The organism is Methylomonas sp. 2F7 (genome assembly GCF_057126975.1).
Genome location: NZ_CP195203.1, coordinates 4,136,808 through 4,159,602, shown reverse-complemented (window position 1 = coordinate 4,159,602; position 22,795 = coordinate 4,136,808). Strand labels below are relative to the sequence as shown.

26 protein-coding genes are annotated in these 22,795 nt (G+C 52.8%); 19 read left to right on the top strand and 7 right to left on the bottom strand.

Features of this window, described 5'->3' with window-relative positions:
* Window positions 1–327 precede the first annotated feature (327 nt).
* Window positions 328–963 carry a chemoreceptor glutamine deamidase CheD gene (locus tag ACR64Q_RS18750; protein WP_313732690.1) on the top strand — a complete coding sequence of 212 codons (636 nt, stop codon included), beginning with the start codon at window positions 328–330 and terminating at the stop codon, window positions 961–963.
* A 454-nt stretch (window positions 964–1,417) separates the two neighbouring features.
* Here ACR64Q_RS18750 and ACR64Q_RS18745 read toward each other — a convergent pair whose 3' ends face one another.
* The 4 genes from ACR64Q_RS18745 to ACR64Q_RS18730 all read right to left on the bottom strand — a co-directional run bounded on the left by ACR64Q_RS18745 (window position 1,418) and on the right by ACR64Q_RS18730 (window position 4,088).
* Entirely contained in the window at window positions 1,418–2,092 is a 675-nt protein-coding gene (locus tag ACR64Q_RS18745) for a type 1 glutamine amidotransferase domain-containing protein (protein ID WP_313732689.1), read from the bottom strand.
* A 50-nt stretch (window positions 2,093–2,142) separates the two neighbouring features.
* A complete protein-coding gene (locus ACR64Q_RS18740) occupies window positions 2,143–2,430 on the bottom strand; it encodes a putative quinol monooxygenase (RefSeq protein ID WP_313732688.1) in 288 nt (95 codons plus the stop codon).
* Window positions 2,431–2,975: 545 nt separating this feature from the next.
* Window positions 2,976–3,461 carry an FKBP-type peptidyl-prolyl cis-trans isomerase gene (locus tag ACR64Q_RS18735; RefSeq protein WP_020484465.1) on the bottom strand — a complete coding sequence of 162 codons (486 nt, stop codon included), beginning with the start codon at window positions 3,459–3,461 and terminating at the stop codon, window positions 2,976–2,978.
* Window positions 3,462–3,497: 36 nt separating this feature from the next.
* Complete coding sequence (locus ACR64Q_RS18730) at window positions 3,498–4,088, bottom strand: transglycosylase SLT domain-containing protein (protein WP_313732687.1); 591 nt, start codon at window positions 4,086–4,088, stop codon at window positions 3,498–3,500.
* Between the two features lie 65 nt (window positions 4,089–4,153).
* Here ACR64Q_RS18730 and ACR64Q_RS18725 point away from each other — a divergent pair, with 65 nt between their 5' ends.
* A complete protein-coding gene (locus tag ACR64Q_RS18725; protein WP_313732686.1) occupies window positions 4,154–4,786 on the top strand; it encodes a PilZ domain-containing protein in 633 nt (210 codons plus the stop codon).
* A gap of 36 nt (window positions 4,787–4,822) precedes the next feature.
* Here ACR64Q_RS18725 and ACR64Q_RS18720 read toward each other — a convergent pair whose 3' ends face one another.
* Complete coding sequence (locus ACR64Q_RS18720; RefSeq protein ID WP_313732685.1) at window positions 4,823–5,821, bottom strand: glycosyl transferase family protein; 999 nt, start codon at window positions 5,819–5,821, stop codon at window positions 4,823–4,825.
* Window positions 5,818–6,708 carry a heme o synthase gene (gene cyoE / locus ACR64Q_RS18715; protein WP_313732684.1) on the bottom strand — a complete coding sequence of 297 codons (891 nt, stop codon included), beginning with the start codon at window positions 6,706–6,708 and terminating at the stop codon, window positions 5,818–5,820. The genes ACR64Q_RS18720 and cyoE overlap by 4 nt, the downstream gene beginning before the upstream one ends.
* A gap of 107 nt (window positions 6,709–6,815) precedes the next feature.
* Between cyoE and ACR64Q_RS18710 the strand changes: the two genes are divergently transcribed.
* From ACR64Q_RS18710 to ACR64Q_RS18630, 17 genes are all read left to right on the top strand, one after another.
* Window positions 6,816–8,186: a M16 family metallopeptidase gene (locus ACR64Q_RS18710; protein WP_020484470.1), complete on the top strand. Its 1,371-nt coding sequence runs from the start codon at window positions 6,816–6,818 to the stop codon at window positions 8,184–8,186.
* Window positions 8,176–9,474, top strand: coding sequence for a M16 family metallopeptidase (locus ACR64Q_RS18705; RefSeq protein WP_313732683.1), 1,299 nt, complete (start codon window positions 8,176–8,178; stop codon window positions 9,472–9,474). Before ACR64Q_RS18710 ends, ACR64Q_RS18705 begins: the two co-directional genes overlap by 11 nt.
* Window positions 9,475–9,476: 2 nt before the next feature.
* Window positions 9,477–10,061 carry a 16S rRNA (guanine(966)-N(2))-methyltransferase RsmD gene (gene rsmD / locus ACR64Q_RS18700; protein WP_313732682.1) on the top strand — a complete coding sequence of 195 codons (585 nt, stop codon included), beginning with the start codon at window positions 9,477–9,479 and terminating at the stop codon, window positions 10,059–10,061.
* A 26-nt stretch (window positions 10,062–10,087) separates the two neighbouring features.
* Window positions 10,088–10,573 carry a pantetheine-phosphate adenylyltransferase gene (gene coaD, locus ACR64Q_RS18695; RefSeq protein ID WP_020484473.1) on the top strand — a complete coding sequence of 162 codons (486 nt, stop codon included), beginning with the start codon at window positions 10,088–10,090 and terminating at the stop codon, window positions 10,571–10,573.
* A 2-nt stretch (window positions 10,574–10,575) separates the two neighbouring features.
* Complete coding sequence (locus tag ACR64Q_RS18690; RefSeq protein WP_020484474.1) at window positions 10,576–10,821, top strand: YfhL family 4Fe-4S dicluster ferredoxin; 246 nt, start codon at window positions 10,576–10,578, stop codon at window positions 10,819–10,821.
* 86 nt (window positions 10,822–10,907) lie between these two features.
* Window positions 10,908–11,957, top strand: coding sequence for an NAD(P)-dependent alcohol dehydrogenase (locus tag ACR64Q_RS18685; protein ID WP_313732681.1), 1,050 nt, complete (start codon window positions 10,908–10,910; stop codon window positions 11,955–11,957).
* 198 nt (window positions 11,958–12,155) lie between these two features.
* Window positions 12,156–16,118: a CHASE domain-containing protein gene (locus tag ACR64Q_RS18680; protein WP_483823394.1), complete on the top strand. Its 3,963-nt coding sequence runs from the start codon at window positions 12,156–12,158 to the stop codon at window positions 16,116–16,118.
* Window positions 16,119–16,252: 134 nt separating this feature from the next.
* Complete coding sequence (locus tag ACR64Q_RS18675; protein ID WP_313732679.1) at window positions 16,253–16,879, top strand: glutathione S-transferase family protein; 627 nt, start codon at window positions 16,253–16,255, stop codon at window positions 16,877–16,879.
* A gap of 28 nt (window positions 16,880–16,907) precedes the next feature.
* Entirely contained in the window at window positions 16,908–17,756 is an 849-nt protein-coding gene (gene murI / locus ACR64Q_RS18670) for a glutamate racemase (RefSeq protein ID WP_313732678.1), read from the top strand.
* A 57-nt stretch (window positions 17,757–17,813) separates the two neighbouring features.
* The gene (locus ACR64Q_RS18665; RefSeq protein WP_313732677.1) at window positions 17,814–18,290 is read left to right on the top strand and encodes a cupin domain-containing protein; all 477 of its coding nucleotides are present in this window, start codon (window positions 17,814–17,816) and stop codon (window positions 18,288–18,290) included.
* Window positions 18,291–18,305: 15 nt separating this feature from the next.
* Window positions 18,306–18,587: an antibiotic biosynthesis monooxygenase gene (locus ACR64Q_RS18660; RefSeq protein WP_313732676.1), complete on the top strand. Its 282-nt coding sequence runs from the start codon at window positions 18,306–18,308 to the stop codon at window positions 18,585–18,587.
* A gap of 180 nt (window positions 18,588–18,767) precedes the next feature.
* Complete coding sequence (locus ACR64Q_RS18655; RefSeq protein WP_313732675.1) at window positions 18,768–19,451, top strand: TIGR04283 family arsenosugar biosynthesis glycosyltransferase; 684 nt, start codon at window positions 18,768–18,770, stop codon at window positions 19,449–19,451.
* Window positions 19,451–20,242, top strand: a complete 792-nt coding sequence (locus tag ACR64Q_RS18650) for a sterol desaturase family protein (RefSeq protein ID WP_313732674.1) — start codon at window positions 19,451–19,453, stop codon at window positions 20,240–20,242. Before ACR64Q_RS18655 ends, ACR64Q_RS18650 begins: the two co-directional genes overlap by 1 nt.
* Window positions 20,243–20,439: 197 nt before the next feature.
* Window positions 20,440–20,616 (top strand): hypothetical protein, encoded by a 177-nt coding sequence (locus ACR64Q_RS18645; protein WP_020484487.1) that lies wholly within the window; start codon window positions 20,440–20,442, stop codon window positions 20,614–20,616.
* Between the two features lie 158 nt (window positions 20,617–20,774).
* Entirely contained in the window at window positions 20,775–21,050 is a 276-nt protein-coding gene (locus tag ACR64Q_RS18640) for a DUF5710 domain-containing protein (protein WP_313732673.1), read from the top strand.
* A gap of 25 nt (window positions 21,051–21,075) precedes the next feature.
* A complete protein-coding gene (locus tag ACR64Q_RS18635) occupies window positions 21,076–21,579 on the top strand; it encodes a M48 metallopeptidase family protein (RefSeq protein WP_313732672.1) in 504 nt (167 codons plus the stop codon).
* A 166-nt stretch (window positions 21,580–21,745) separates the two neighbouring features.
* Window positions 21,746–22,213, top strand: coding sequence for a CBS domain-containing protein (locus ACR64Q_RS18630; RefSeq protein ID WP_020484490.1), 468 nt, complete (start codon window positions 21,746–21,748; stop codon window positions 22,211–22,213).
* A 54-nt stretch (window positions 22,214–22,267) separates the two neighbouring features.
* Here ACR64Q_RS18630 and ACR64Q_RS18625 read toward each other — a convergent pair whose 3' ends face one another.
* Window positions 22,268–22,633 (bottom strand): Rieske (2Fe-2S) protein, encoded by a 366-nt coding sequence (locus tag ACR64Q_RS18625; RefSeq protein WP_020484491.1) that lies wholly within the window; start codon window positions 22,631–22,633, stop codon window positions 22,268–22,270.
* Window positions 22,634–22,795: the final 162 nt, after the last annotated feature.

Here is a 22,795-nt window from a genome sequence, read left to right as displayed (position 1 = left end):
CTAAAATGTGTTGCTACTGCGGCGGATATTTTTATAGCAACACTGCAAACAACGGCTCCATTCGACATCATTCGCTCGGTCTGCCGAAGGATTTGCCGGTAACGACTCGGGTGGGGTAATAACAAAATCAGTCTTGCGCCAATCGGGAGCGCTACGCACCACTCCGGCTCGAGGGTAGTTCTGAGTGTCGACCACCTTGGCGCCTGCGTTTTGCGCAACCAAGGCAGATAACTAAATCAATCAATAGTTGTCAAAGCGTTTTACAATCGCTTCGGCAAGCGCGCGCGTTGAAATGCTAAAGATTTGAGGCGGCAAGCAAAACGCGTAGTGGCCGATTTATTGCTTGATAAGCATCAATGTTCTACAACCCTGAAGACGGCCCTGGCTATGCATCCGCAAAAATACTCCGAAACCTACTACGACCCGCACCAACGCATCCGTGCCTGCAAAATCACTCCCGGCGAATATTGTGTTACCGATTCCGGCGAGCTTATTGTTACCGTGCTGGGGTCCTGTGTGATTGCCTGTATTCGCGATTGGCGGCTGGGCATAGGCGGGATGTATCAATTCATGGTGGTGAACGTCAACGAAGACCAGCCACTCAACCAACGCATGGAGAACATGGCTAGTGCCGGTATGGATAATTTCATCAATCATCTGGTCGACATGGGGGCGGAAGAGAGCGAGTTGGAAGCTAAGGTGTTCGGTGGTGGCAACATACTTAACGGCATGCAGCGTAACAATGTCGGCGCTCGTAGTGCTCAGTTTTTACGCAGTTATCTGGCCGGCCGGAACATTCCGGTCCTCGCTGACGACATGCTCGGTATATATCCCCGCAAGGTGTATTTCTTTCCGGAAACCGGGGAAGTTTTGGTGAAAAAACTCAAGGATATAAAAAACGAAACTATCTTGCAGCGGGAGCAGGAGTATTCTCACAGGCTGTTTGCTAGGGTGTTGGCGTAGGGTTTTGTTGTTGTGTCGCTGGCGCGACGGCTTGATTTAATGTCGGGTCTCGGCCCGACAGCCGAGATACTTTCTTTTGCTTGGCCAAAAGAAAGTATCCAAAGAAAAGGCCACCCGGATGCCGCTTTGATCCTGCGCGCCGGAACTTTTATCGAGGGTCGGCAGAAGGGGCTTCCCAGCCCCTCCGCCGACGTGCGGCATCCTTGCCGCACCCCTTCGGGCAATTCTCGCCAAAAGCTCCGGTGCTCGGCGCGGCATACGGGAGAAAACCCTCGCGCGATTTGCGGGGTTTGAGTTTGAAAAAATGTAGCCTCATTGGAGTAGCTCCGAATAGCGAAGCGTATTCGGAGGAAAGAAGGATCTTCCAAGCATCGTTTGGCTAGCGAAATGCTCCGATAGATTTAATCCAACAGGCGTCCGATTACGCTGCGCTAATCGGACCTACGGCTCTGCTTCAGACGGCTTCCAACAGCTTGATCATTTTTTCGGCGACGCCTTTGGCAGAGGCAGGATTCTGGCCGGTGACGAGATTTCCATCGGCAATGCTATGAGCCTGCCACGGTCCCGCTTTATGGAAGATCGCGCCTTGTTTGGTCAGAGCGGTTTCCAATTCAAACGGCACATCCGCTTTGGCGTAATTATCTTCCTCGTCGTTTGTGAACGAACTGATGTTCTTTCCGGCAAGCAGATAGGTTCCGTTGCTCAGTTTCACATTGAGCAAAGATACCGGGCCGTGACAGACGGCGCCCAAGATGGCTTTTCTCTCGAACGTCTCCTTGATGACCTGTTTCAGAAGCGGATGTTCCGGCATATCAACCATCGGAGCCAAACCGCCGGGAACGAAAACGGCGTCGTAATTCCTGACGTTCACATCCGAAAGTTTCCTGGACTTTTGCATCGCAGCCCATCCTTTCCCCACCAGAAAGGACAAATTGTCTGGATCATCAGCCAGGTTCAGCGCGTCCAGATACGGGGCCTCGCCGGTCAGACTAGCAAAGTCGATTTGGTATTTTGCCCGGTCGAATTCAGCGTAGGGATGTGCCACCTCCGGTAAAAAAATGCCGGTTCGTCGTTTATTTGGACCAATGGCGTTGGCGTTTGATGCGATGATTAATACTTGTTTTGACATAACTTCTCCGATGGTTTGTTGGTTGTGATGTTTGGTTCAGGCAAATTTTCTTATTGGAGTTCCTTCACAGGTGTTACATCGCGCACGGCAAGATGCGGGACGATTTGGTTCACAACGATCCGCTGGTAGTGTTCCGATTGCTTGTGCGTTTCCGCAGCAGCGGCATCGGTGTATTGCTCGTAAAGGATCAGTTCGTTGGGATCGTTTTCCGACTGGTAGATCGAGTAGAAAAGATTGCCTTCTTCTTTCCTGCTCTTCTCGACCAGTTCCGGCAGCAATTTCAAAATCCGGATCGTTTCCGATTCCTTGATTTTCCATTTTACGATGATCGTCTTCATTTGTGATGTCCTTGCGTGACGGGTAGCAACGCCTAACAAGTGATTAGATAGTTTCTGGATACCTCCCCGTATCGGGTGATATACATGTTATGTCAATTCAGGGGAAAGTTTAGCTGGAAAAAGGATCCAGATTTTGTTCGAGCCAAAAACAATATTCCAGCATGCTTAAGGACGAAGCTCGACGTATGTTGGTTTGATCTTGGATTGTGGAATGGGTTTACCCCGTATGCCGCGCCGAGCACCGGAGCTTTTGGCGGGACAAATCGGCAGGATAGCCGATTTGCATGCGCAGCACCCGAAGGGCGAGGCACAGGGAGGTGCCGAGTGAATAGCCCGAAGGGGCGCCGCAGGGATGCGGCGCGTTGCCGAAGGGGCAGGAAGCCCCTTTCGTCAACCCCCGACGAAAGCGAGGAGCGCAGGGAGCAAGCGGCATCCGGGCCGCCTTTTCTTTGGATACTTTCTTTTGGCGGAGCAAAAGAAAGTGTCTCGGCTGTCGGGCCGAGACCCGACTTCTAAATAAACCGTCGCGTTAGCGACACCAAAAATCAGTTGACCTTAATCAACTCAACATCAAAAATCAGCGCCGCATTAGGCCCAATATCCCGCCCGGCACCACGCTCACCATAAGCCAGGTTAGAAGGAATAAAGAAGCGGTATTTCGCGCCTTCTTTCATCAATTGCACACCTTCGGTCCAGCCGGCGATGACTCGGTTCAGTGGGAAAGTGGCGGGCTCGCCGCGGCCGTAGGAGCTGTCGAATTCTTTGCCATCTATGGTGGTGCCTTTGTAATGGACAGTGACGTTGTCGGTGGCTTTGGGTTGCGCGCCGGTGCCTTCGGTGAAGACCAGGTATTGCAGACCGCTGGCGGTGGTTACCACGCCGGCGGTTTTGGCGTTTTCGGCCAGAAATTTTTCCCCGGCGGCTTTATTTTCGGCTGGGGTTGGGGCATTGGCGTTGGCCAGTGAGAACATAGCAAATCCTGTAATAAATGCGATTAAAATGGCGATAACACGTTGTTTCGTGGATTTCATGAAAACTCCCGTTAGATGATTGGGGCGGCTAGTTTATCAGTTTTTTTGTTCCAGCTCCTGTCGGCAGCTTGCCAGTTGCGCGTCGTAACGCAAGGCTCGCTGATGGACTTTTTGCGCGGTGTTCATTAACCATTGCTTGGATAAAAAGCTGTTGCGCTGATAGCCGCCTAAGCCTTCGTGATAGGTTAAATACAGATTGGTAGTATCGGAGGTGGGGATGCCCAGCTTGCGGTTGCTGGTCGCGCAATACCAGGCTACAAAATCGCAGCTGTCGGCAAAATCCTCTCTATCGGCCCAGCCGTTGCCGGCTTTTTGCTGATAGTCTGCCCAGGTTTCGTCCTTGGCTTGCGGATAGCCGTAAGCGCTGCTGGCACGAAACCAGGGGATAAACCCTAAAATCAACGGCCTTGGCGGCTGGGCGTCGGCAACGAAGCTGGATTCCTGGTTGATGATGGCCATCTGCACCGCAATGGGCACGCCCCAGCGCCGCGCGGAGCTTAAGGTTGCTTGATACCAGTCGTCTTTTTCCCGGAAAATTTGACAGATATTTTCCGGGTTTTTCGGCGGCATGGTTGTGCAGGCCGATAAAACCGCTAGACTTGCGAGACAAATTGTTCTGCTTTTCATATCCCAACGCATCAGATTGTAAAATGGGCTCGCGCTTAGAAGGCCCTGTAAATATAAGGATTATTATGCCAACGACCGAAAATCGCGCCTACCGCAAAAATCTGACCAGCCAGGGATTATTGTATCTGGGCTTTGAAGAGCACGAGATTTGGGTCGTGAATCTGTCGCTGTCCGGGTTGCTGGCGGTGTTAAAGGTTAATCCCCAGGTCAACGACATCAAAGACATTTTCAATGCTTTGCAAGTTTCGCCGATAGTCGATTTTTATCTGCCGAGTATGCGCTTGGCCGGCGAGGCTGAAATGGCGCGCGCCGAAGCGACCGAAGACGGGTTTGAAATTGCCATCGAGTTTCGTAACCTGTCCTACGATACCGATAACTTACTCTACAGCCGCCGCGCCTACCGCAAAAATATGACCGCGCCCGGCCATATCGTTTTCAACGATACCGACTATGCGTTCAACACCGAAAATGTCTCGGTGGACGGCTTGATGATACGCATGTTGGGCAGAGTTGAAGTGCCGGACGGTACGGTGGCTAGATTCGACTATAAGCATTTGAATCTGGAAGGCGAGGTGAAAGTGGTCTGGATAGATCACGACGATATTTCCACGCTGATGGGTCTGCAATACCTGCATATGCAGCGCGACTACATCAAGGGGATTCCTAACTTCAGCCACCCGCCGCTGGAAGCAGGCTAAACTATTTCACTTTCTAAACCGCGGTTGTCCTGAGATTTAAAAACGCTGCCGATTTCGCGCCGCCCAAAAGTCCGTCGCCAATTGCTGAGCTTGTTCTTGGTCGTCGGCTTTCCCGAGCAGCTTCAATGCCACCGCCGCAGTCGCTATCACGGTTGCTTCACCAAAATCGTCGTTAAACTCGCCTCGCCAGAATTGCGCCAATAACTGCGGGTCCATGTCTTCGGCTTTCATGTGCCGGCGTTCAAATAAGGCCGGCCAGGTTTCATCGTTAAGTTCACCGTCATTGACGCTTTGCACCAGGCATTCCACATCCGGATTGCGCTCGGTTTCGCCGCCTTCGCCTTTTAGCACCGCCATGTGTTTTTGATTAAGCAGCAATGCGGCTTTTTGATGCACTTGCCGGTAGCTGGGATGAAAGATGCCTTGAATGCTGGCTGTGGCGTCGAACGGATTCAACAATCTAACCAAAGTATGTACCGGCGAACGCAAACCCATAATCGGCCGCAGATTGATCATGTCGTACAGTTTGGGGCAAATATATTCCAGCGATAGATAGCTGAAATTGTCTTGCTGCAACTGTTGGCCGGCTTCGGATATCGATGTTGCGGCCTTAATGCCTAGGGCTTGCAGCGCGTTCTCGGTATACAAACGGCCTTGGGTGTGGCCGCCGGCGCCGTGCATGAAGACTCTGATGCCGTTTTCGGCCAGCAGCAGAGTGGATAATAAAAACCAGGGCAGATGGCGGCGTTTGCCGGCGTAAGACGACCAGTCAAGATCAACAGCCACTTTGGATTCGAAAGCAAAACTCTCCCGCGCGGCTTGCACAAAGCCGGCCAGCTCTTCGCAGGTTTCTTCCTTGACGCGCATCAGCATCAAAAATGCGCCAAGTTGAATCGGCTCAACCTGGCCGTCGGCCAAGATCATTTGCATGGCCCGGTAGGCTTCGTCTTGGGTCAGAGGCCGGGCGCCTTTTTTGCCCTTGCCGAGTATCTTGATAAATTCCGCGAACGGGTGTTCCTGGGTAGACAAACTCATGAGAATGACAGTGGGAAATAATGATCGATTAGCAATGCCGCGAAAATCAGCATCAGATAAACAATGGAATAGCCGAAGGTGCGCATCGCGGTTTTATTGTCTTTCTTACGCATCATTTGAATCGCGTAATAGATAAAGCCCAAGCCCAGCAATACCGCAGCCAGTAGGTAAATCACACCGCTCATGCCGGTCAGATAAGGCAGCAGGGTGGAGATCAGCAACAGGATGGTGTACAGCAAAATTTGCAGACGGGTGAATTCCACGCCGTGAGTTACCGGCAGCATAGGAATGGCAACTTTGGCGTATTCTTCGCGCTTGGCAATTGCCAAGGCCCAGAAATGCGGCGGGGTCCAGACGAAGATAATCAAAAACAACAGCAAAGCATGCGGATGTACTTCGCCGGTGATCGCCGCCCAACCCAATACGGGAGGCGCCGCGCCGGCCGCGCCGCCGATGACGATATTTTGCGGCGTCATTTTTTTAAGGTATACCGTGTAAATCAGCGCGTAACCGATCAGCGACAAAAAGGTCAGGAAGGCGGTCAACACGTTGATCTTGATGGTTAAGATGGCCATGGCGACAAAGCCGATCAGACTGGCGAACACCAATACCTGGTGAGAGTTCAAATGTCCGGTGGGTAGCGGTCTATTCTTGGTGCGGCCCATTTGCGCATCGGCTTTTTGATCGATGAAATGATTGATAGCCGCTGCCGAGGAGGCCGCTAGGGCGATGCCTATGCTGCCGTAGAAAAAGTTATCCAGCGGCGGCATGCCCGGCACGGCCAGCAGCATGCCGACAACGGCGGTAAACACGATCAATGCCACGACTCTGGGCTTACAGAGTTCTAAGTAGTCTTTCCAGGATAGCGCGGAGGTTGTGTCGGTCATCAAGTACCAAATGGATTTGCAGGTCTTTAAACATATAGAATAACAGTGAACCATTGATTATTAAAATAATCACAAGCGCTCACCATCTTTTAGTCAACGAGGGATTTATGAACTATAGGCTCGCGGCGTTAGCGCTGCTTTGCCCTGCTGTCGCGGCGCATGCCGAGGCCGGCAAGGTACACGAACATGTTTTTAGCAACGGCTTGAAACTATTGGTAAAGGAGGATCATCGTTCGCCGGTGGTAGTATCGCAAGTCTGGTACAAGGTCGGCTCCAGTTACGAGCCCGGCGGCATCACCGGTATCTCGCACATGTTGGAACACATGATGTTCAAAGGCACCGCAAAATATCCGGCCGGCGAGTTTTCCCGGATCATCGCCGAAAACGGCGGCAACGAAAATGCCTTTACCGGTCAGGATTACACCGCCTATTTCCAAACCCTGGAAAAGTCCCGTCTGGAAATCAGCTTTAAACTGGAAAGTGACCGGATGCGCAATTTGGATTTGAAAGCCGAGGAACTGAAAAAAGAACTCGAAGTGGTCACCGAAGAGCGGCGAATGCGCACCGATGACCAGCCGCGCGCCAAAGTGCATGAGCAATTCATGGCCACCGCATTCACCAACAGCCCCTACCAAAATCCGGTTATAGGTTGGCCGTCCGATATTGCCAATTATAAGGTCGAAGACCTGCAAGCCTGGTATCAGCAATGGTACGCGCCGAATAACGCCACACTGGTGGTGGTGGGCGACGTCGATGCGCTGCAAGTGGAAAAACTCGCCGAGCAATATTTCGCGCCGCTGCAACCTAGTGTGTTGAAACCGGTAAAACCCCAAGACGAAAGCGAGCAACGCGGCGTACGCCGGATTACCGTCAAAGCCCCAGCCAAACTGCCCTACCTGATGATGGGCTATAAAGTGCCGGTTTTAAAAACCGCCAAGCCGGAATGGGAAGCCTACGCATTGGAAGTATTGGCGGGGGTGCTTGACGGCGGCGATAGCGCCCGCTTGTCTTCGCGTCTGGTCAGGGGCAAGCAAATCGCAGTATCGGCTGGTGCGGGTTATGATTTTACCTCGCGCTTACCCGAGATGTTCCTGCTGGAAGCGACCCCTGCCGAAGGCAAGACCGTCTTCGATCTGGAATACGCCTTGCTGGACGAAGTCTATCAATTGAAGAACGAACTGATAGCCAAGGACGAATTGCAACGCATCAAGGCACAAGTCCTTGCTAGCGCGGTGTATCAAAAGGATTCCAACTTCTATCAGGCCATGCAGCTGGGTACTCTGGAAACCGTGGGTATCGGTTGGCAGAAAGCCGACGAGTATGTGGACAAGATCAATCAAGTCACCGCTGAACAGGTCAGGGACGTGGCACGGAAATATTTGATCGAGGATACGCTCACCGTCGCTTATCTAGACCCGCAACCGATCACCCAAGCCGCCAAACCAGCAAAAGCCATAGGAGGCCATCATGCGTTTTAATTTAATCGGCTTGGCGCTATTGCTGTTGAGCCAAACCGTCTGGTCCGCCGCCAAAATCGAAAAATGGCAAACTCCGCAAGGCAGCCGGGTTTATTACGTGCGCACAGCCGGCTTGCCGATGGTGGATGTGCGGGTGGTATTCGATGCCGGCAGTGCCCGCGACGATGCGCAATTCGGCGTCGCCGCGCTGACCTCCGCCTTGCTGGACAGTGGTGCCGGCGAGTTGAGCGCCGATGACATTGCTCAGCATTTCGAATCGGTAGGCGCCAATTATTCGGCCGGTGTCAGCGAAGACATGGCTTGGCTGGCGGTACGGACCCTAACCGAGAAAGCCTTGTTTGACAAAGCCCTGGCGACCTTCGAAACCGTGTTGAGCAAGCCTGCCTTTAACCAAGCCGACTTTGAACGCGAAAAAGCGCGTACCCTGGCTGGCTTGAAACATCGGGAAGAATCACCGGGCGAGTTGGCCGGTATTGCCTTCAACAAAGCACTCTACGGCGATCATCCTTACGCGCATCCCGAAACGGGGGTGGTGGAAACGGTGGCCGGTTTTAGTGCTGACGATCTGAAAAGCTTTTATCAAAAATACTACGTGGCAGCCAACGCTATGGTGGTCATCGTTGGCGACGTCAGTCGCGAACAAGCAGAGCAAACCGCTAACCAGGTGCTAAGCAAATTGCCGGTCGGTAGCAAACCCGCCGAAATTCCGGCGGTAACAATGCCGAGCAAAGCCAGCAAACAGCACATCGAGTTTCCGTCCACGCAAACCCATGTCCTGGTCGGTTTGCCCGGCACCTATCGCAAAGACCCTGACTATTTTGCTTTGTATGTCGGTAACCACATTTTGGGCGGCGGCAGCATGGTTTCCCGTCTGTTCGAAGAAGTGCGGGAGAAGCGCGGTTTGGCCTACGGTGCTTATAGCGTGTTCGCGCCGATGTATCGGCAAGGACCGTTCATGATGAGTTTGCAAACCCGCAACGATCAGACCGAGCAGGCCTTGGATGTCTTGCTGAAGACCTTCAATGAGTTTCTGGATAAAGGTCCGAGCGATAAGGAACTGACCGCCGCCAAGCAAAACATCACCGGCGGCTTTGCGATGCGTTTCGATACCAACAGTAAGTTGACCGACTACGTGGCGATGATCGGCTTTTATCAGCAACCCTTGGATTATCTGGATACCTTTCAAAGCAATGTCGAAGCCGTCAGCATCGAGCAAATTAAGGATGCTTTCAAACGCCGGGTAAAACCGGAATTGTTGCAAACTGTGACGGTCGGTGCCGGTAAGTAAGTATGTCGAATCAAGTCCGCATCATCGGTGGCGAATGGCGTAGCCGGCAAATCGTATTCGACGACGCGCCCGGCTTGCGGCCGACGCCGTCGCGGGTGCGGGAAACCTTGTTCAACTGGCTGCAAGCCGACATTTTAGGTAGCCGCTGCCTGGACCTGTATGCCGGCAGCGGCGCCTTGGGCGTGGAAGCCGCTTCCCGAGGTGCCAAGCAGGTCGTGCAAGTGGAAAACAACCCGGCCAGTTGCCAAAAGCTGCGCGAGAACGTCGCCAAATTGGCGGCAACGCAGATTAAGGTGGTGCAGCAAGATGTCGGTCAGTTTTTAAACGGACCGGCGCAGCCTTTCGACTTGGTGTTCCTGGATCCGCCGTTCGGACAGGATTTGATCGGTCAGGCCTGCCTACTGTTGGATAGCAAGGGTTGGCTGGCCAATTACGCCAAAATCTATCTGGAATGCGAGCGTCATCGACCGCTGGACAATTTGCCAGCCGATTGGCGCTTGCTGAAAGCCAAGACGGCCGGCGAAGTCAGCTATAACCTGCTGCAAAAGCAATCGGATACTTTTGCCGCGGCGAATGGTTTAAAATAAGCCGCTTTTGCCTGTTTCTAAAGCCGATGAACATTACCGCGATTTATCCCGGCACCTTCGATCCCATCACCAACGGTCACCTGGACTTGATCCACCGCGCCTCTCGGCTTTACCGGCATGTGATTGTTGCCGTTGCGGTCAGTCGTGGCAAAAAGCCGCTGTTTACCTTAGAAGAACGCGTCGCTTTGATTCAGGAAGTGGTCACGGAATTCAGCAACGTCAGCGTGATTGGTTTCGACATCTTGCTGGTCGAATGTGCCAAACAACATCAAGCCAGCGTGATTATCCGCGGCTTGCGCGCGGTGTCGGACTTTGAGTACGAGTTCCAATTGGCCGGTATGAATCGCCGCCTGTCGCCCGATATTGAAACGGTATTTCTAACCCCGGCCGAACAATACGAATTCATCTCGTCCAGCATGATCCGCGAAATCGCCCAACTGAACGGCGACGTGTCCAGCTTCGTGCCGGACGTCGTCAAACAACGCTTAACCGAAAAATTTTCCGAGGAGTAATCATGGCGCTCATTATCAGCGACGACTGTATCAACTGCGATGTCTGCGAACCGGAGTGCCCGAACGGCGCGATTTCGCAAGGCGAAGATATTTACGTGATCAACCCGTCCCTATGTACCGAATGCATAGGTCACCACGACAAACCGCAGTGTATGGAAGTTTGTCCGGTGGATTGTATCGATAAGGATCCGGATGTGGTCGAGGATAAGGACAGCCTGTATCAGAAGTATTTGAAATTGACGAGTTAGCACCCGGAATTGGCTGTTGCCCCGTCCGGTCAAGTTAATTGGCTAGCGCGGGCATTAAGTGCACCCTCAAAACGCTGGAGATCGATATGCTTAAAACGGTTGGCTATGCTGCCTACAACCCGCAAACCCCACTACGCTCTTTTCATTTCGAGCGGCGGCAACCCGGCCCAGAGGATGTGCGTATCGAAATTCTCTATTGCGGGGTTTGCCATAGCGATCTGCATCAGGTGCGCAACGAATGGCGCGGCACCACGTTTCCGATAGTGCCGGGCCACGAAATTGTCGGCAGAGTCGTGGAAGTCGGCTCTCAAGTGACCAATTTCAAGCTGGGTGATTTGGCTGGGGTGGGTTGTATGGTCGATTCCTGCGGCGTTTGTCCTGATTGTCAGGATCATCAGGAGCAGTTTTGCGACCACACCATATTCACTTACAACAGCCCGGATAAACATACCGGCAAAATGACTTACGGCGGCTACTCCAATCAGATCGTGGTCGATCAGGGTTTTGTGTTGCATGTTTCCGATAAATTGGAGCTATCAGCGGTAGCCCCCTTGCTATGCGCCGGCATCACCACCTATTCGCCGTTGCGGCACTGGAAAATCGGCAAAGGCCACAAAGTTGGAATCGTTGGTTTGGGCGGGCTGGGTCACATGGGACTGAAGTTCGCGCACGCTTTTGGCGCGGAAGTCGTACTGTTTACGACTTCGCCTGGCAAGGAAGCCGATGCCAAACGCTTAGGGGCTAGCGAGGTGGTAATTTCCAAACATGCCGACGAAATGGAAAAGCATTTAAATAGCTTCGATTTCATTTTAAACACCGTCGCCGCGCAGCATGATCTGGATCAATATCTGAGTCTGTTGAAGCGCGACGGCACGATGTGTCTGGTTGGTGTGCCGTCCGAGCCGCATCCGTCCCCGAATGTCGGCAACCTGATCTTCCGCCGCCGCGCACTGGCGGGTTCGCTGATCGGCGGCATCCGCGAAACTCAGGAAATGCTGGATTTCTGCGCTGAGCACGGCATCGTTTCCGACATTGAGCTGATTCCGATGGCCGGTATCAATGATGCCTATCAACGCATGTTGAAAAGCGACGTGAAATACCGCTTTGTGATTGATATGGCGACCTTACCAGGCTAAGCGCCTGTCTATAAAACTATCCCCGCTCCTTAAATATCGTCGCTCCCGCGCCGGCGGGAGCCCAGTTGCTAAACTGGATTGGCGATGAGGCTTTCTAATATCGGATGGTTCAGGTTTTGGCCTATCCGCATCTCTAGCAAAGCATTTGACCTATAATCACCTTCTCTCACTTTTCTTAGCTTGTTGGGCAGAGAAGGAATGCGTTTGAGCTTTTACCGATATATTTTTGTGACAGTAAGTATGGTCGTGGCGGGTTGGGCCGCGCTACGCCTGGCATTGCCGCCGGGCTATGCCAGTCCGATCTGGCCGCCGGCCGGGATTGCATTGGCTGCGTTATTGCTTTGGGGTAAGAAAGTCTGGCCGGCAATATGGTGTGGATCGTTCCTGACAAATCTGTTCTATGGATACGATTTAAGCGGCTATTTGACCCCACAGACGGTTTTTGTGGCGTTGGGCATTGCTGTCGGTAGTACTTTGCAAGCATTGTTCGGTGCTTGGCTGTCGCAACGCTTTCTGGAGCAAGGCGCACCGCGTCTGGATAACGGCAAAAAAAATTTTCGGTATGTGTTATTAGCTGGCCCTTTGAGTTGCTTGATCGCCGCCTCCGTCGGGGTCAGCACCTTGCTTGGATTTGGTGTTTTAAGCCATGCCAACATTTTGGTTGCTTGGTGGAATTGGTGGATAGGCGATTGTTTGGGGTCCATCATTATATCCCCCTTGGTTTTTTGCTTGTTTGCAGAGCCAAGAGCACTCTGGCGGCCAAGGCTGATAGGCGTAGCTATGCCTCTGGTGGCCATGTTGGCCGGGCTGATCGTTACGTTCCTGCTGGTTTTGCGAGCGGAAGACAGTCGGCTGCAACTGCAATTTGACAGCAATGCCACTGCGATCAATAAAGCCTTGGCGGAGAATTTTTCCGCAGTGCTAAACGCGTCTTTTTCACTCAATAGTTTTTTTCAAGCGGCGGGGCCGGTTGACCGGGATAAATTCGGCGTTTTTGCGAATGGCGTGCTGACACAGAATACGCACATTCAAGCGCTGAGCTGGGTACCGCAGATCACCAACGAACAGCGGGCGTCTTACGAACAGTCGTTCCGCGATGAAGGATATAAAGATTTTACGATCAAGGAGCTGGGTGCGGATCGCCAGTTTATCAAGGCTAATGAGCGTGCCGAGTATTTCCCGGTCACCTACATCGAGCCTTTATCAACCAATAAACCGGCGTTGGGTTTTGATTTGAATTCCGAGTCCAATCGCCGAGAAGCTCTGACGGCAGCCAGGGCCAGTCAAGCAGTCAGCGTCACCCGGCCTATTCAACTGGTACAAGACGGGCAAGCCAACCAAGCCTTATTGTTGATGATGCCGGTATATCTTGCTAATGCCAAAAGCTCGGAGCCGGCGTTTAGCGGGTTTTTGTCCACAGTGGTGCGTATCGATTCCTTAGTGAACGCGGCCATGCAAGGCTTAAATCTTGACGATATGAACGTGGCGTTACTCTATTACGATGCGGAAAACCACGCCATAGCGTTACACGGGGTGCTGAAATCGTTGACGTCCGGCCTAAACGAGTCCAGGCATTCCATCCGTTTTGGCAATCGGTTGCTGGAAATTGTTGTCCAGCCTGAAGCCGTGTTCATTTCGACACATGCCTCCTGGCTACCGTGGATGGTCTTACTAGGCGGATTGCTGTTTACCATGCTGTTAAGCGTGTACCTGTTATCGGCCACCGGCCGGGCGGCGATGGTGGCGGCACTAGTCGATCAGCGTACCGCCGAGCTTGATGCGGCAAACTCAAGCTTAAAAAATGCGTATATCCGCTTGGCGGAGAAAGGCCAAAAGCTTCGAGATTTATACGAACTATCGCCCTTAGGCATAGCTTTGCTGGATGTACACGGCAAATTCGTTGAATTCAATCATGCTTTCCAACGCATGACGGGGTACACGGAAGAAGAACTTAAACGGCTCGATTATCTGAGCTTATCCGCCGATAAAGAGCAGAGTTTGGACGAGCAATTAAACTGGTTGGCAAAAACCGGGCAATATGGCTCCGACGAAGCTACGTTTATTCATAAAAGAGGGCGGCCGGTGTCATTGCAATTGAGCGGTACCAAGGTCGCCGGCAGCGAGGATCACAATTATATTTGGTTCATCGCTGAGGACGTTACGCAAGCCAAAGCCAATAAGGAAGTGCTGCGGCAAAGTGAGTTGAAATATCGGAAGCTGTTCAATAGTTCGCATGATGCGGTGATGATGGCTGACAACAGCGGATTTCTGGATTGTAATCAAGCCACCTTGGATTTATTTGGTTACGACGCCGTTTCCGAGTTCTGCCGCTTGCACCCAGGTAAGGTTTCCCCGCTAAACCAGGCAAACGGCAGGGATTCAGTAGAATTGGCGAACGAGTATATGACTACGGCGATCAAAAACGGCCACTTGGAGTTCGAGTGGCTACATCGGCGTGCCGACGGCAGTATTTTTCCGGCTTTGGTGACGCTGGCGCGCGTTAGCCTGGACGGCCACCTGGTGTTACAAAGCGTGGTTCGCGATCTTAGCGAACAGAAGCGGGTGGAACAGGCCTTGATTGAGGCCAAAGAAGCCGCCGAGAGCATGGCGGCCTTCAAATCGGAGTTTCTGGCGAACATGTCGCACGAAATCCGCACGCCGATGAACGCAGTGATCGGTTTGTCGCAGCTGGCGTTGAATAAGCCGGTATCCGATGAGGTAAGGGATTATCTGCAAAAGATTCACAGCAGTTCGGTAAGTTTACTCGGCATACTCAACGATATTCTAGACTTCTCCAAAATGGAGGCGGGTAAACTGGGTGTCGAGCAGGTCGAATTCAACCTGAATAATGTGTTGGATAATTTGCATAGTCTGTTTGCCTTGTACGCAGCGGAAAAACGTCTGGACTTCAAGATAGAAGTCGCGCCGGACGTACCCTTAAGTTTGGTCGGTGATGCACTGCGTTTGCAACAGATTCTCTCCAACCTGCTGGGTAATGCGCTCAAGTTTACTGAGCGCGGCAGTGTCAGTTTGCGGGTGGCCTTGCTGGATTTAAACGAGGCTCAAGCCAGACTACGATTTAGCGTTGTGGATACCGGTATCGGCATTCCCGAAACCGACTTGCCCAAGTTGTTTCAATCCTTCAGCCAACTGGATGCGTCGATTACTCGTCGCTTCGGTGGTACCGGGCTGGGCTTGAGCATCAGCCAAAAGCTGCTGCAATTGATGGGCAGCGATTTTCATGTCGAAAGTACTCCGGGGCTGGGGTCGAATTTTAGTTTTGACTTAGTGCTTGGTGTTGCCGCGCAGCAAGCCGACTTGTCGGCGGTGCGGCCACATACCGAAACCCAGGCCGCTGGCTTAACGAAGGCGCTTGCCGAGCAAGGTAGCGCATTGCGGGGCATGCGTATCTTGGTGGCCGAAGACCATGCTATCAATCAGAAAATTTTGCAGGAATTTTTGGCCTTATGCGGGGTTAGTGTCGATCTTGCCGGCAATGGTCGCGACGCCTTGGCCTTGCTGGCAGAGCACGCTTATGATGCGGTGTTGATGGATATTCATATGCCGGTGATGAGCGGTCTGGCCGCCACCGAAGAAATCCGCCGTAACCCGGATTATAAAGCGCTGCCGATTATCGCGCTGAGCGCCGGCGTGACCGAGGAGGAGCGGGACAAATGCCTGGCCAGCGGCATGAACGAATTTGTGGTTAAGCCGATTCAACCGATGCAGTTGGTTGAGGTGTTGTGCCGGCAGATAGGTCGAGGCCCGGCCGGCGATTCGGCAAACGGGGCCGTTAAAAATGAGCGTGACGTTTCAGCGTTTAGCTTACGGGATTTGCCCGGTTTTGACTTCAGCAATCCCCTGGATCTGTTGGATGGCGACGAAGGTTTTTTGAGCGAGTTGCTGGGTAGTTTCAGAGATAGCACCGCAAGAACGTTGATAGAGCTGGGTGATTTGCTGGATAAGCGGGATTTTCAAATGGCGCGAGATATGCTGCACGGTTTGAAAGGCGTCGCCGCTAACTTGGGGGTAAGGCGTGTGGAACAGGCCGCGACTAAATTTTGTATTTCGCTCGAGCAGGACAGTTTAAATCAGGCCGACTACGCCGAGTTCAAACGGGTAATGACCGAAGCACTGACTGCACTGGAGCCGCTGGGATAGTCGCTCAATATTTTTCCTGAAGGGTCAAAATCTACGCTGGCCCCAAAAGATCGTCTGAGTCCGGTCAAGTTTATCGGTGTAAAATCCCGCGCCATATTGGCTTTAGTTCAACATCCCCCCAAGGAGAACGCACAATGAATGATCTGGTGTTTTATACCAATCCGCAGTCGCGTGGCCGTATCGCCCACTGGATGCTGGAAGAACTGGGCGAGCCTTACGAAACGGTCTGGCTGGAGTTCGGCGCCGCGATGAAAAACGCCGACTATCTGGCTGTTAATCCGCTGGGCAAAGTGCCGGCGCTGAAACACGGCGCTGCGCTCGTCACGGAAACCGCCGCCATTTGCGCGTATTTGGCTGATCGTTTTCCGGAGAAAAATCTGCTGCCGGCCGTCAACCATCCCGCGCGCGCCGATTATTTTCGGTGGCTGTTTTTCGCGGCCGGTCCGCTGGAGCAGGCCGTTACCGCCAGAGCGCTGGGTTGGCAGGTGCCTGAGGGTAAGAATGGCTTTGTCGGCTTTGGCAGTTACGAGGCAGCAATCAATGCTGTCGAAAAAGCGCTGTTGCCCGGACCGTATATTTGCGGTGAGCAATTTACCGCGGCGGATGTATATGTCGGCTCGCAGTTGGGTTGGGGCATGATGTTTGGCACCATCGACAAGCGCCCGTTGTTCGAAGATTATGTGGCGCGGATCTATGCGCGTCCGGCGGCCTTGCAAGCCATCCGCCTTAACGAAGCGTATTTGCAACAGCGCCAAGCCTGATCAACTTAATAAAATGCAGCATCCATCGATGACAGCGTCGCACACTGATGCCCCTATTGGCGTATTCGATTCCGGTGTCGGCGGCCTATCCGTGTTGCGGGCAATCCGCGCGGAACTGCCCAGGGAAGACTTGCTCTACGTGGCGGACTCCGGCTATGCGCCCTACGGCGACCGGGATGCGGATTTTATTGCGGATAGAGCGACAACGATTACCGAACTGCTGCTCGACGCCGGCGTGAAGGCGATTGTAGTAGCGTGCAACACCGCCACGGTGGTCGCAATCGAAAAGCTACGTGCTTGGTGTCCGGTGCCGGTGGTGGCGATGGAGCCCGCCATCAAACCGGCCGCGCAAACCACACAATCCGGGGTGGTCGGTGTGCTGGCCACCAGTCGCACACTAGCCAGCCCTAGCGTAGCCCGGCTGTGTGCGGCCTACGGTAAAGACATCGAAATATTGTTACAGCCTTGCCCCGGTCTGGTCGAACAAGTTGAAAAGGCACAATTACACAGTGAGGCCACGCGGGAGCTTTTGGTCGGTTACCTGTCGCCGCTGTTGCGGGCTGGCGCGGATACCATCGTGCTGGGTTGCACGCATTACCCGTTTCTGGCACCGCTGATTCGCGAAATCGTCGGGCCGGACCTGACGATAATCGACCCGGCCACCGCCGTGGCAAAAGAGCTGGCGCGGCGTCTGCAAGGCAATCTTCTGTCTGTTTCCGCTGAGCGAGCCGCAGAGGTCAACTTTTTTTCCAGCACCGCTGCGGAACAGGCGAGCTTGATCATATCGGCGCTCTGGGGTAGCGGTGTGCTTGTTAAGGAGGCCAGCCAACTCGGCCATCGCGGTCAGAGGCCTGGGCTAATATCCACCGGATTTTAAAAAAACCGGGTGTGAGGCCTTAGGCTCTGCGCGCGGATTTCTACTTGCAGGATAAGCATGAACGCTAAACATACTCCAATCGCCGTGCCGGCGGCAGATGTGACGGCACGGACTACATCACTCTACCCGGAGCCGTTTGCTTCGCGCGTGGCGGGGCGAGAAAAGCGCCGCCTCGGCGAGGTATTTGGCCTGGCAAATTTTGGTGTCAACCTAACCACGCTGGCACCCGGTGCCAGTTCAGCTTTACGCCACGCGCATTCGCTGCAAGACGAGTTTATTTACATACTCCAAGGTCACCCGACACTGGTCACAGATGAAGGTGAAACACCGCTTGCGCCGGGTATGTGCGCCGGATTTAAAGCCGGCACCGGCAATGCGCATCAATTGCTGAACCGTTCGAACGCAGACGTGCAGTACCTGGAAATCGGCGACAGGACCGCTGGGGATGCGGTCATTTACCCGGACGATGACTTGCAAGCGCTGCTGGTTGACGGCAATTGGCGATTCACCCACAAAGACGGCGAGCCATACTAAAAAGCGGGAGTCTGCATGCCACACGTATTAATCATCCATGAGGTTGCCGCCTATCCGGCCTGGAAGCAGATTTTCGATCAGGCCGCCGGGATCAGAAAACGTGCCGGAGAAATCAGCTACCAACTGCTGCGCTATGATGACGATGCCAATAACATCGTCCACTTTTCTGCTTGGACCTCGCTGGATGAGGCCCGGCGTTTTTTCGAGTCTGCGGAGTTGGTGGAAATTAGAAAACAGGCCGGGGTAAAAGCGCCGGAATTTATCTATTTGCAAGAGATAGAACGGGGTGTACTTTAATCGCAGCCTGGGCGAACAAGCCGGGCAGGAAATGATGAGCTATACGCGTAGCCGAGATTATCGAAAACGTGGAGGCGGGGCTGGCGTGTTTTCGAGAGATTGTCGGGGTGCTGGCTTAAATGCAAAGCGCAGCAAGGCTTTAGGTGGAGTCACTTCAAGTAACATCGCCATGCACGCCCAATGAAACCGCAAATCAGCATCATCATGCCGGTGATCAACGAGGCAGCTCAACTTGCGGATAAATTGCAAGCCTTGCAGGCGCTCAGAACGCGCTGCGAATTGCTGTTGGTCGATGGCGGCAGTAGTGATGCCAGTCCGGCTATTGCCAAACCTTTGGTTGATCTGGTTTTGCCCTGTCAGCGTGGCCGGGCCAGGCAAATGAATCTGGGGGCGGAACATGCACAAGCGGAGGTGTTGTTGTTTTTGCATGCTGACACCCGGCTGCCCGAACGGGATGTCGAGTTGATTATGTCGGCGGTGGCGCGGGGCGCAGCTTGGGGCCGTTTTGATGTGCAGTTCGACAGCCCGCAAGCTATTTTTAAGTTGATCGCCTGTCTGATGAACGCGCGCTCCCGGTTGACCGGTATCGCTACCGGCGATCAAGCTATCTTCATCACCCGCCAGGCCTTTCGGGCCGTGGGCGGTTTTCCGCAGATTGCCTTGATGGAAGATATTGCCATCAGTGCCGCGCTGAAAAAAATCGGCAAACCTTGCTGTCTGAAGGCTAAGGTGGTGACTTCCGCACGGCGTTGGCAACAACACGGTATCCTCAGAACGATTTTATTGATGTGGTGCTTGCGGCTGCGGTATTTTTTCGGGGTCCATCCGGATGAGTTGGCGGCGCGGTATTATCGGAGGCAGTGATGGAAGCAATGGTGCGCTTGGGCGTGTTTTTGGGGATATTCGTGTTAATGGCGGCTTGGGAGTGGTTTCGGCCCAAGCGCCAATTAAGTTTGGAGCGACGCCTACGCTGGCCGGTCAACCTGGGCTTGGCGATTTTGAATGTCGGGTTGATGCGCCTCAGTATCGGTGCTGCGGCTTGGCTGGCGGCGAACTGGGCAGCCGGACAACAAATTGGATTATTCAATCTGTTGCCGGTGCCGCGTTGGTTGTCGATAACGCTGAGTCTGCTGCTGCTGGATCTGGCGATTTACGCCCAACATATTGCCGCCCATCGCTGGCGCTGGTTCTGGCGGTTGCATCAAGTGCACCACAGCGATATGGATTTCGACACCACGACTGCCGTGCGCTTTCATCCTTTGGAGATCATGCTGTCGATGCTTTATAAGGTCGCGCTGGTGGTGTTGCTCGGCGCCGATTCTGTCGCGGTGATTGCTTTTGAGGTGATATTGAACGGTTGCGCGTTATTTAATCACGGGAATGTGGGCCTACCGCCCGCGGTCGAGAGCGGGTTGCGCTATTTGCTAGTGACACCCGACATGCACCGCATTCATCACTCTGCCTTTCAAGTTGAGACCGACAGCAATTACGGCTTCTCGCTGTCGTGTTGGGATAGATTATTTAAAACCTATTGTCCGCAAGCGCGAGAAGCGCAGACCAAAATGACGATAGGTTTATCCGAGTTTCGCGATAGTGCCCAGTTGGGCTTTGTCGGCCTGTTGGCGCTGCCGTTTCGGCGTCTAGGCGGTAGATAAGCTAAGTTAAACCGGCCTGTAAACCGCTTGGAGTGCCACGCAAGCTTTGAGGTGTCTATGTCGCTGATCTTAAAAGCGTGATTGGGCTTAAGTTTGAATCGGCTTGGGGGTTGATTTATTTGGTTGTTTCCTTTTAGCGATTAATCAATGTATTTTTAGTGTCATTGTTAATTAATGTAGTCGGGCATATAGTCTAAATGCGTTTATTACTTCGGGAAGCGACCATGAACCGCTTACACAAAGACATTTTGACCGGGCTGGTGTTTGTTACTGGCGTTATCGAATTTATTTCGGGCGATTTTATTATTTCCTCAGCATTGCTCGCAGCGACCACGTTTGCCAGCACTATGGGTTCGAATCGCAAAAAACCGTAAGATTTGATTTTCCAGCGGCTTGGCCGAACCGGCCGTTGTTTCGGCAAAGCGCGTTTAGCGTGAGGTTTTCACCAGGTAAGATTGGATTATCCGCGTCGTTTGCATACGCAATGATTTACAATATTGCGATGCAATTAATTTTGAACCGGCTGCGGTAAATGGCTGACGCGAAAACTTACCTGAACGTACCCTATGCCGAGAAGGACGCCGCGAAAGCGCTGGGCGCCAGATGGGATGCTGCTGCTAAGAAATGGTATGTCCCCGCCAATAAAGACATGGCGCTGTTTGCCAAATGGCAAACCGAGCCTGGTCTTGCTCAATTGCCCAGCGACGAATCGAGAAAACCAAAAGCCGATAGCGTAGTCGGCGGAACAACTCGGTCCAGCGATAAAAACTTCGTAGCCTATGACGGAGACGAGCCGCCATGGGACTGAACCAACGGGTGCGTGGTTTTAGCTTATGCGCCCGTTAAAATACCTGGCCGGCTATGCGCCTGCCATCACCGCCCAAGTCCATACGCTGATCGACAGCGACAAACTGCCCGCGCTGCTGCTAAAAAAATACCCCCGACCGCATGATATAAAGACCGACAAGGCGCTTTATGCCTACACGATGGTTCTTAAAAATCAATTTCTGCGGCAATCCGGTCCGCTCAGCAAAGTTGTTTACGACGACAAAATCGATGTATTACATCAGGCCTTGGGTTTGCACTCGGTGGTTTCGCGTGTGCAGGGCGGCAATTTAAAGTCGAAAAATGAAATTCGCATCGGCGCGATCTTTAAACTTGCGCCGCCGGAGTTTTTGAAAATGATCGTCGTCCACGAGCTTTCGCATCTACGCGAAAAACAACATAACAAGGCGTTTTACAAATTATGCGAGTACATGGAACCGGACTATCACCAGTTGGAATTTGATATGCGGCTTTATCTGACCTATCTGGATTTAGGCGGGACGATTTATTGAGTTCATTCAAACTCCATGAGCTAACGGTTCACGGCCTGTTCTCCGCGACTTAATGGCTGTGCATATCCATGACGATGCGATATTTCTAAATTTTGCCTGGCTATAGTGTCACTATTGCGTCAGAATTTACTTACTTTTTTACAGACATTTTTATTGGAGAAGCATCATGCGCGTAGCAGAATTAATGACTACCAAGGTATTTACCGTCGAACCGCACGATCTGATTGATCGCGTGTTCTTTTTGATCCATTACGAAAAAATCCGCCATTTGCCAGTGGTTGAAAAAGGCAAATTGGTCGGCATCGTTTCCGACCGGGATTTATACAAAGCTCTGGGGCCAAAAAGTAATTCCAATGCGGTGGAGGCCAGTAAAGACAACAGTCAATTGCATGTGGTTTCGCAAAAAGTCGTGCACATCATGCACCGCGGCGTTTACACCGTTACCCCGGAAACTCCGGCGTCGGAAGCAGCGGCAATGATGGCGGAACACCGGGTCGGCGCTTTGCCTGTGGTGGAAAAAGACAAACTGGTAGGCATATTGTCCGCTACCGATATTTTAAGAGTGTTTGCCAAACTGGAGCGCGCGCACGAAAAGCTGGAACAACAGATCAAGGAAGGCGCCGCGCACGGCTAAAACGGTCTGAAATAAAAGGGGGCGATGCTGGTTGTTTCGCCCCGGGCCAAAGCCTCAACCGGTAATCGCGGCTCGTTTATCCACTAAGTAAATCCATTCGTCTTGTTCTTTGACTTTCAGCGCGGTCAGTTTTTTGCCCAGGCAAATTTCGCTTAAAGACTCGCCGCTGACTGGGTCGTAGCAAATGCTGTGCATGGAACACTGCAAATAGCGTCCCGATTCGTCGAAAATGTTGCTGTTCTCACAATCCAATGTTCGGGGCATGTGCACGCATTGGTTTAGATAACCGTAGACCTCGCCTTGGAAGCGAATCAGGACCGCATGTTGCGGCGCGCCTCGATAGAGCAGTTCAAACGAAAATTTGCCGAGTTCGGGAAGTTGTTGCGTGGGGCAGATGGTAAATTGGTGTTTCACCGACATGATTATTATCCTCCGTTAGTTTCGGAAGCAAACCCCGGGCCATAAAGCTTTCGGCTTACATGACTGGTCGTCGGCGAATTAGCGTTTGTCGCTAAGGTTTAGCGAGCGTATCCGAACTAGCGGATATTAAGACGCGGAGCCTGTTTCTTGGTTTTGTTCAAT

Coding starts and splice junctions, on each gene's coding strand:
- ACR64Q_RS18745 (WP_313732689.1), bottom strand. CDS start 2,092: ATGTCAAAACAAGTATTAATCATCGCATCAAACGCCAACGCCATTGGT.
- ACR64Q_RS18740 (WP_313732688.1), bottom strand. CDS start 2,430: ATGAAGACGATCATCGTAAAATGGAAAATCAAGGAATCGGAAACGATC.
- ACR64Q_RS18735 (WP_020484465.1), bottom strand. CDS start 3,461: ATGAAATCCACGAAACAACGTGTTATCGCCATTTTAATCGCATTTATT.
- ACR64Q_RS18730 (WP_313732687.1), bottom strand. CDS start 4,088: ATGAAAAGCAGAACAATTTGTCTCGCAAGTCTAGCGGTTTTATCGGCC.
- ACR64Q_RS18725 (WP_313732686.1), top strand. CDS start 4,154: ATGCCAACGACCGAAAATCGCGCCTACCGCAAAAATCTGACCAGCCAG.
- ACR64Q_RS18720 (WP_313732685.1), bottom strand. CDS start 5,821: ATGAGTTTGTCTACCCAGGAACACCCGTTCGCGGAATTTATCAAGATA.
- cyoE (WP_313732684.1), bottom strand. CDS start 6,708: ATGACCGACACAACCTCCGCGCTATCCTGGAAAGACTACTTAGAACTC.
- ACR64Q_RS18710 (WP_020484470.1), top strand. CDS start 6,816: ATGAACTATAGGCTCGCGGCGTTAGCGCTGCTTTGCCCTGCTGTCGCG.
- ACR64Q_RS18705 (WP_313732683.1), top strand. CDS start 8,176: ATGCGTTTTAATTTAATCGGCTTGGCGCTATTGCTGTTGAGCCAAACC.
- rsmD (WP_313732682.1), top strand. CDS start 9,477: ATGTCGAATCAAGTCCGCATCATCGGTGGCGAATGGCGTAGCCGGCAA.
- coaD (WP_020484473.1), top strand. CDS start 10,088: ATGAACATTACCGCGATTTATCCCGGCACCTTCGATCCCATCACCAAC.
- ACR64Q_RS18690 (WP_020484474.1), top strand. CDS start 10,576: ATGGCGCTCATTATCAGCGACGACTGTATCAACTGCGATGTCTGCGAA.
- ACR64Q_RS18685 (WP_313732681.1), top strand. CDS start 10,908: ATGCTTAAAACGGTTGGCTATGCTGCCTACAACCCGCAAACCCCACTA.
- ACR64Q_RS18680 (WP_483823394.1), top strand. CDS start 12,156: ATGCGTTTGAGCTTTTACCGATATATTTTTGTGACAGTAAGTATGGTC.
- ACR64Q_RS18675 (WP_313732679.1), top strand. CDS start 16,253: ATGAATGATCTGGTGTTTTATACCAATCCGCAGTCGCGTGGCCGTATC.
- murI (WP_313732678.1), top strand. CDS start 16,908: ATGACAGCGTCGCACACTGATGCCCCTATTGGCGTATTCGATTCCGGT.
- ACR64Q_RS18665 (WP_313732677.1), top strand. CDS start 17,814: ATGAACGCTAAACATACTCCAATCGCCGTGCCGGCGGCAGATGTGACG.
- ACR64Q_RS18660 (WP_313732676.1), top strand. CDS start 18,306: ATGCCACACGTATTAATCATCCATGAGGTTGCCGCCTATCCGGCCTGG.
- ACR64Q_RS18655 (WP_313732675.1), top strand. CDS start 18,768: ATGAAACCGCAAATCAGCATCATCATGCCGGTGATCAACGAGGCAGCT.
- ACR64Q_RS18650 (WP_313732674.1), top strand. CDS start 19,451: ATGGAAGCAATGGTGCGCTTGGGCGTGTTTTTGGGGATATTCGTGTTA.
- ACR64Q_RS18645 (WP_020484487.1), top strand. CDS start 20,440: ATGCGTTTATTACTTCGGGAAGCGACCATGAACCGCTTACACAAAGAC.
- ACR64Q_RS18640 (WP_313732673.1), top strand. CDS start 20,775: ATGGCTGACGCGAAAACTTACCTGAACGTACCCTATGCCGAGAAGGAC.
- ACR64Q_RS18635 (WP_313732672.1), top strand. CDS start 21,076: ATGCGCCCGTTAAAATACCTGGCCGGCTATGCGCCTGCCATCACCGCC.
- ACR64Q_RS18630 (WP_020484490.1), top strand. CDS start 21,746: ATGCGCGTAGCAGAATTAATGACTACCAAGGTATTTACCGTCGAACCG.
- ACR64Q_RS18625 (WP_020484491.1), bottom strand. CDS start 22,633: ATGTCGGTGAAACACCAATTTACCATCTGCCCCACGCAACAACTTCCC.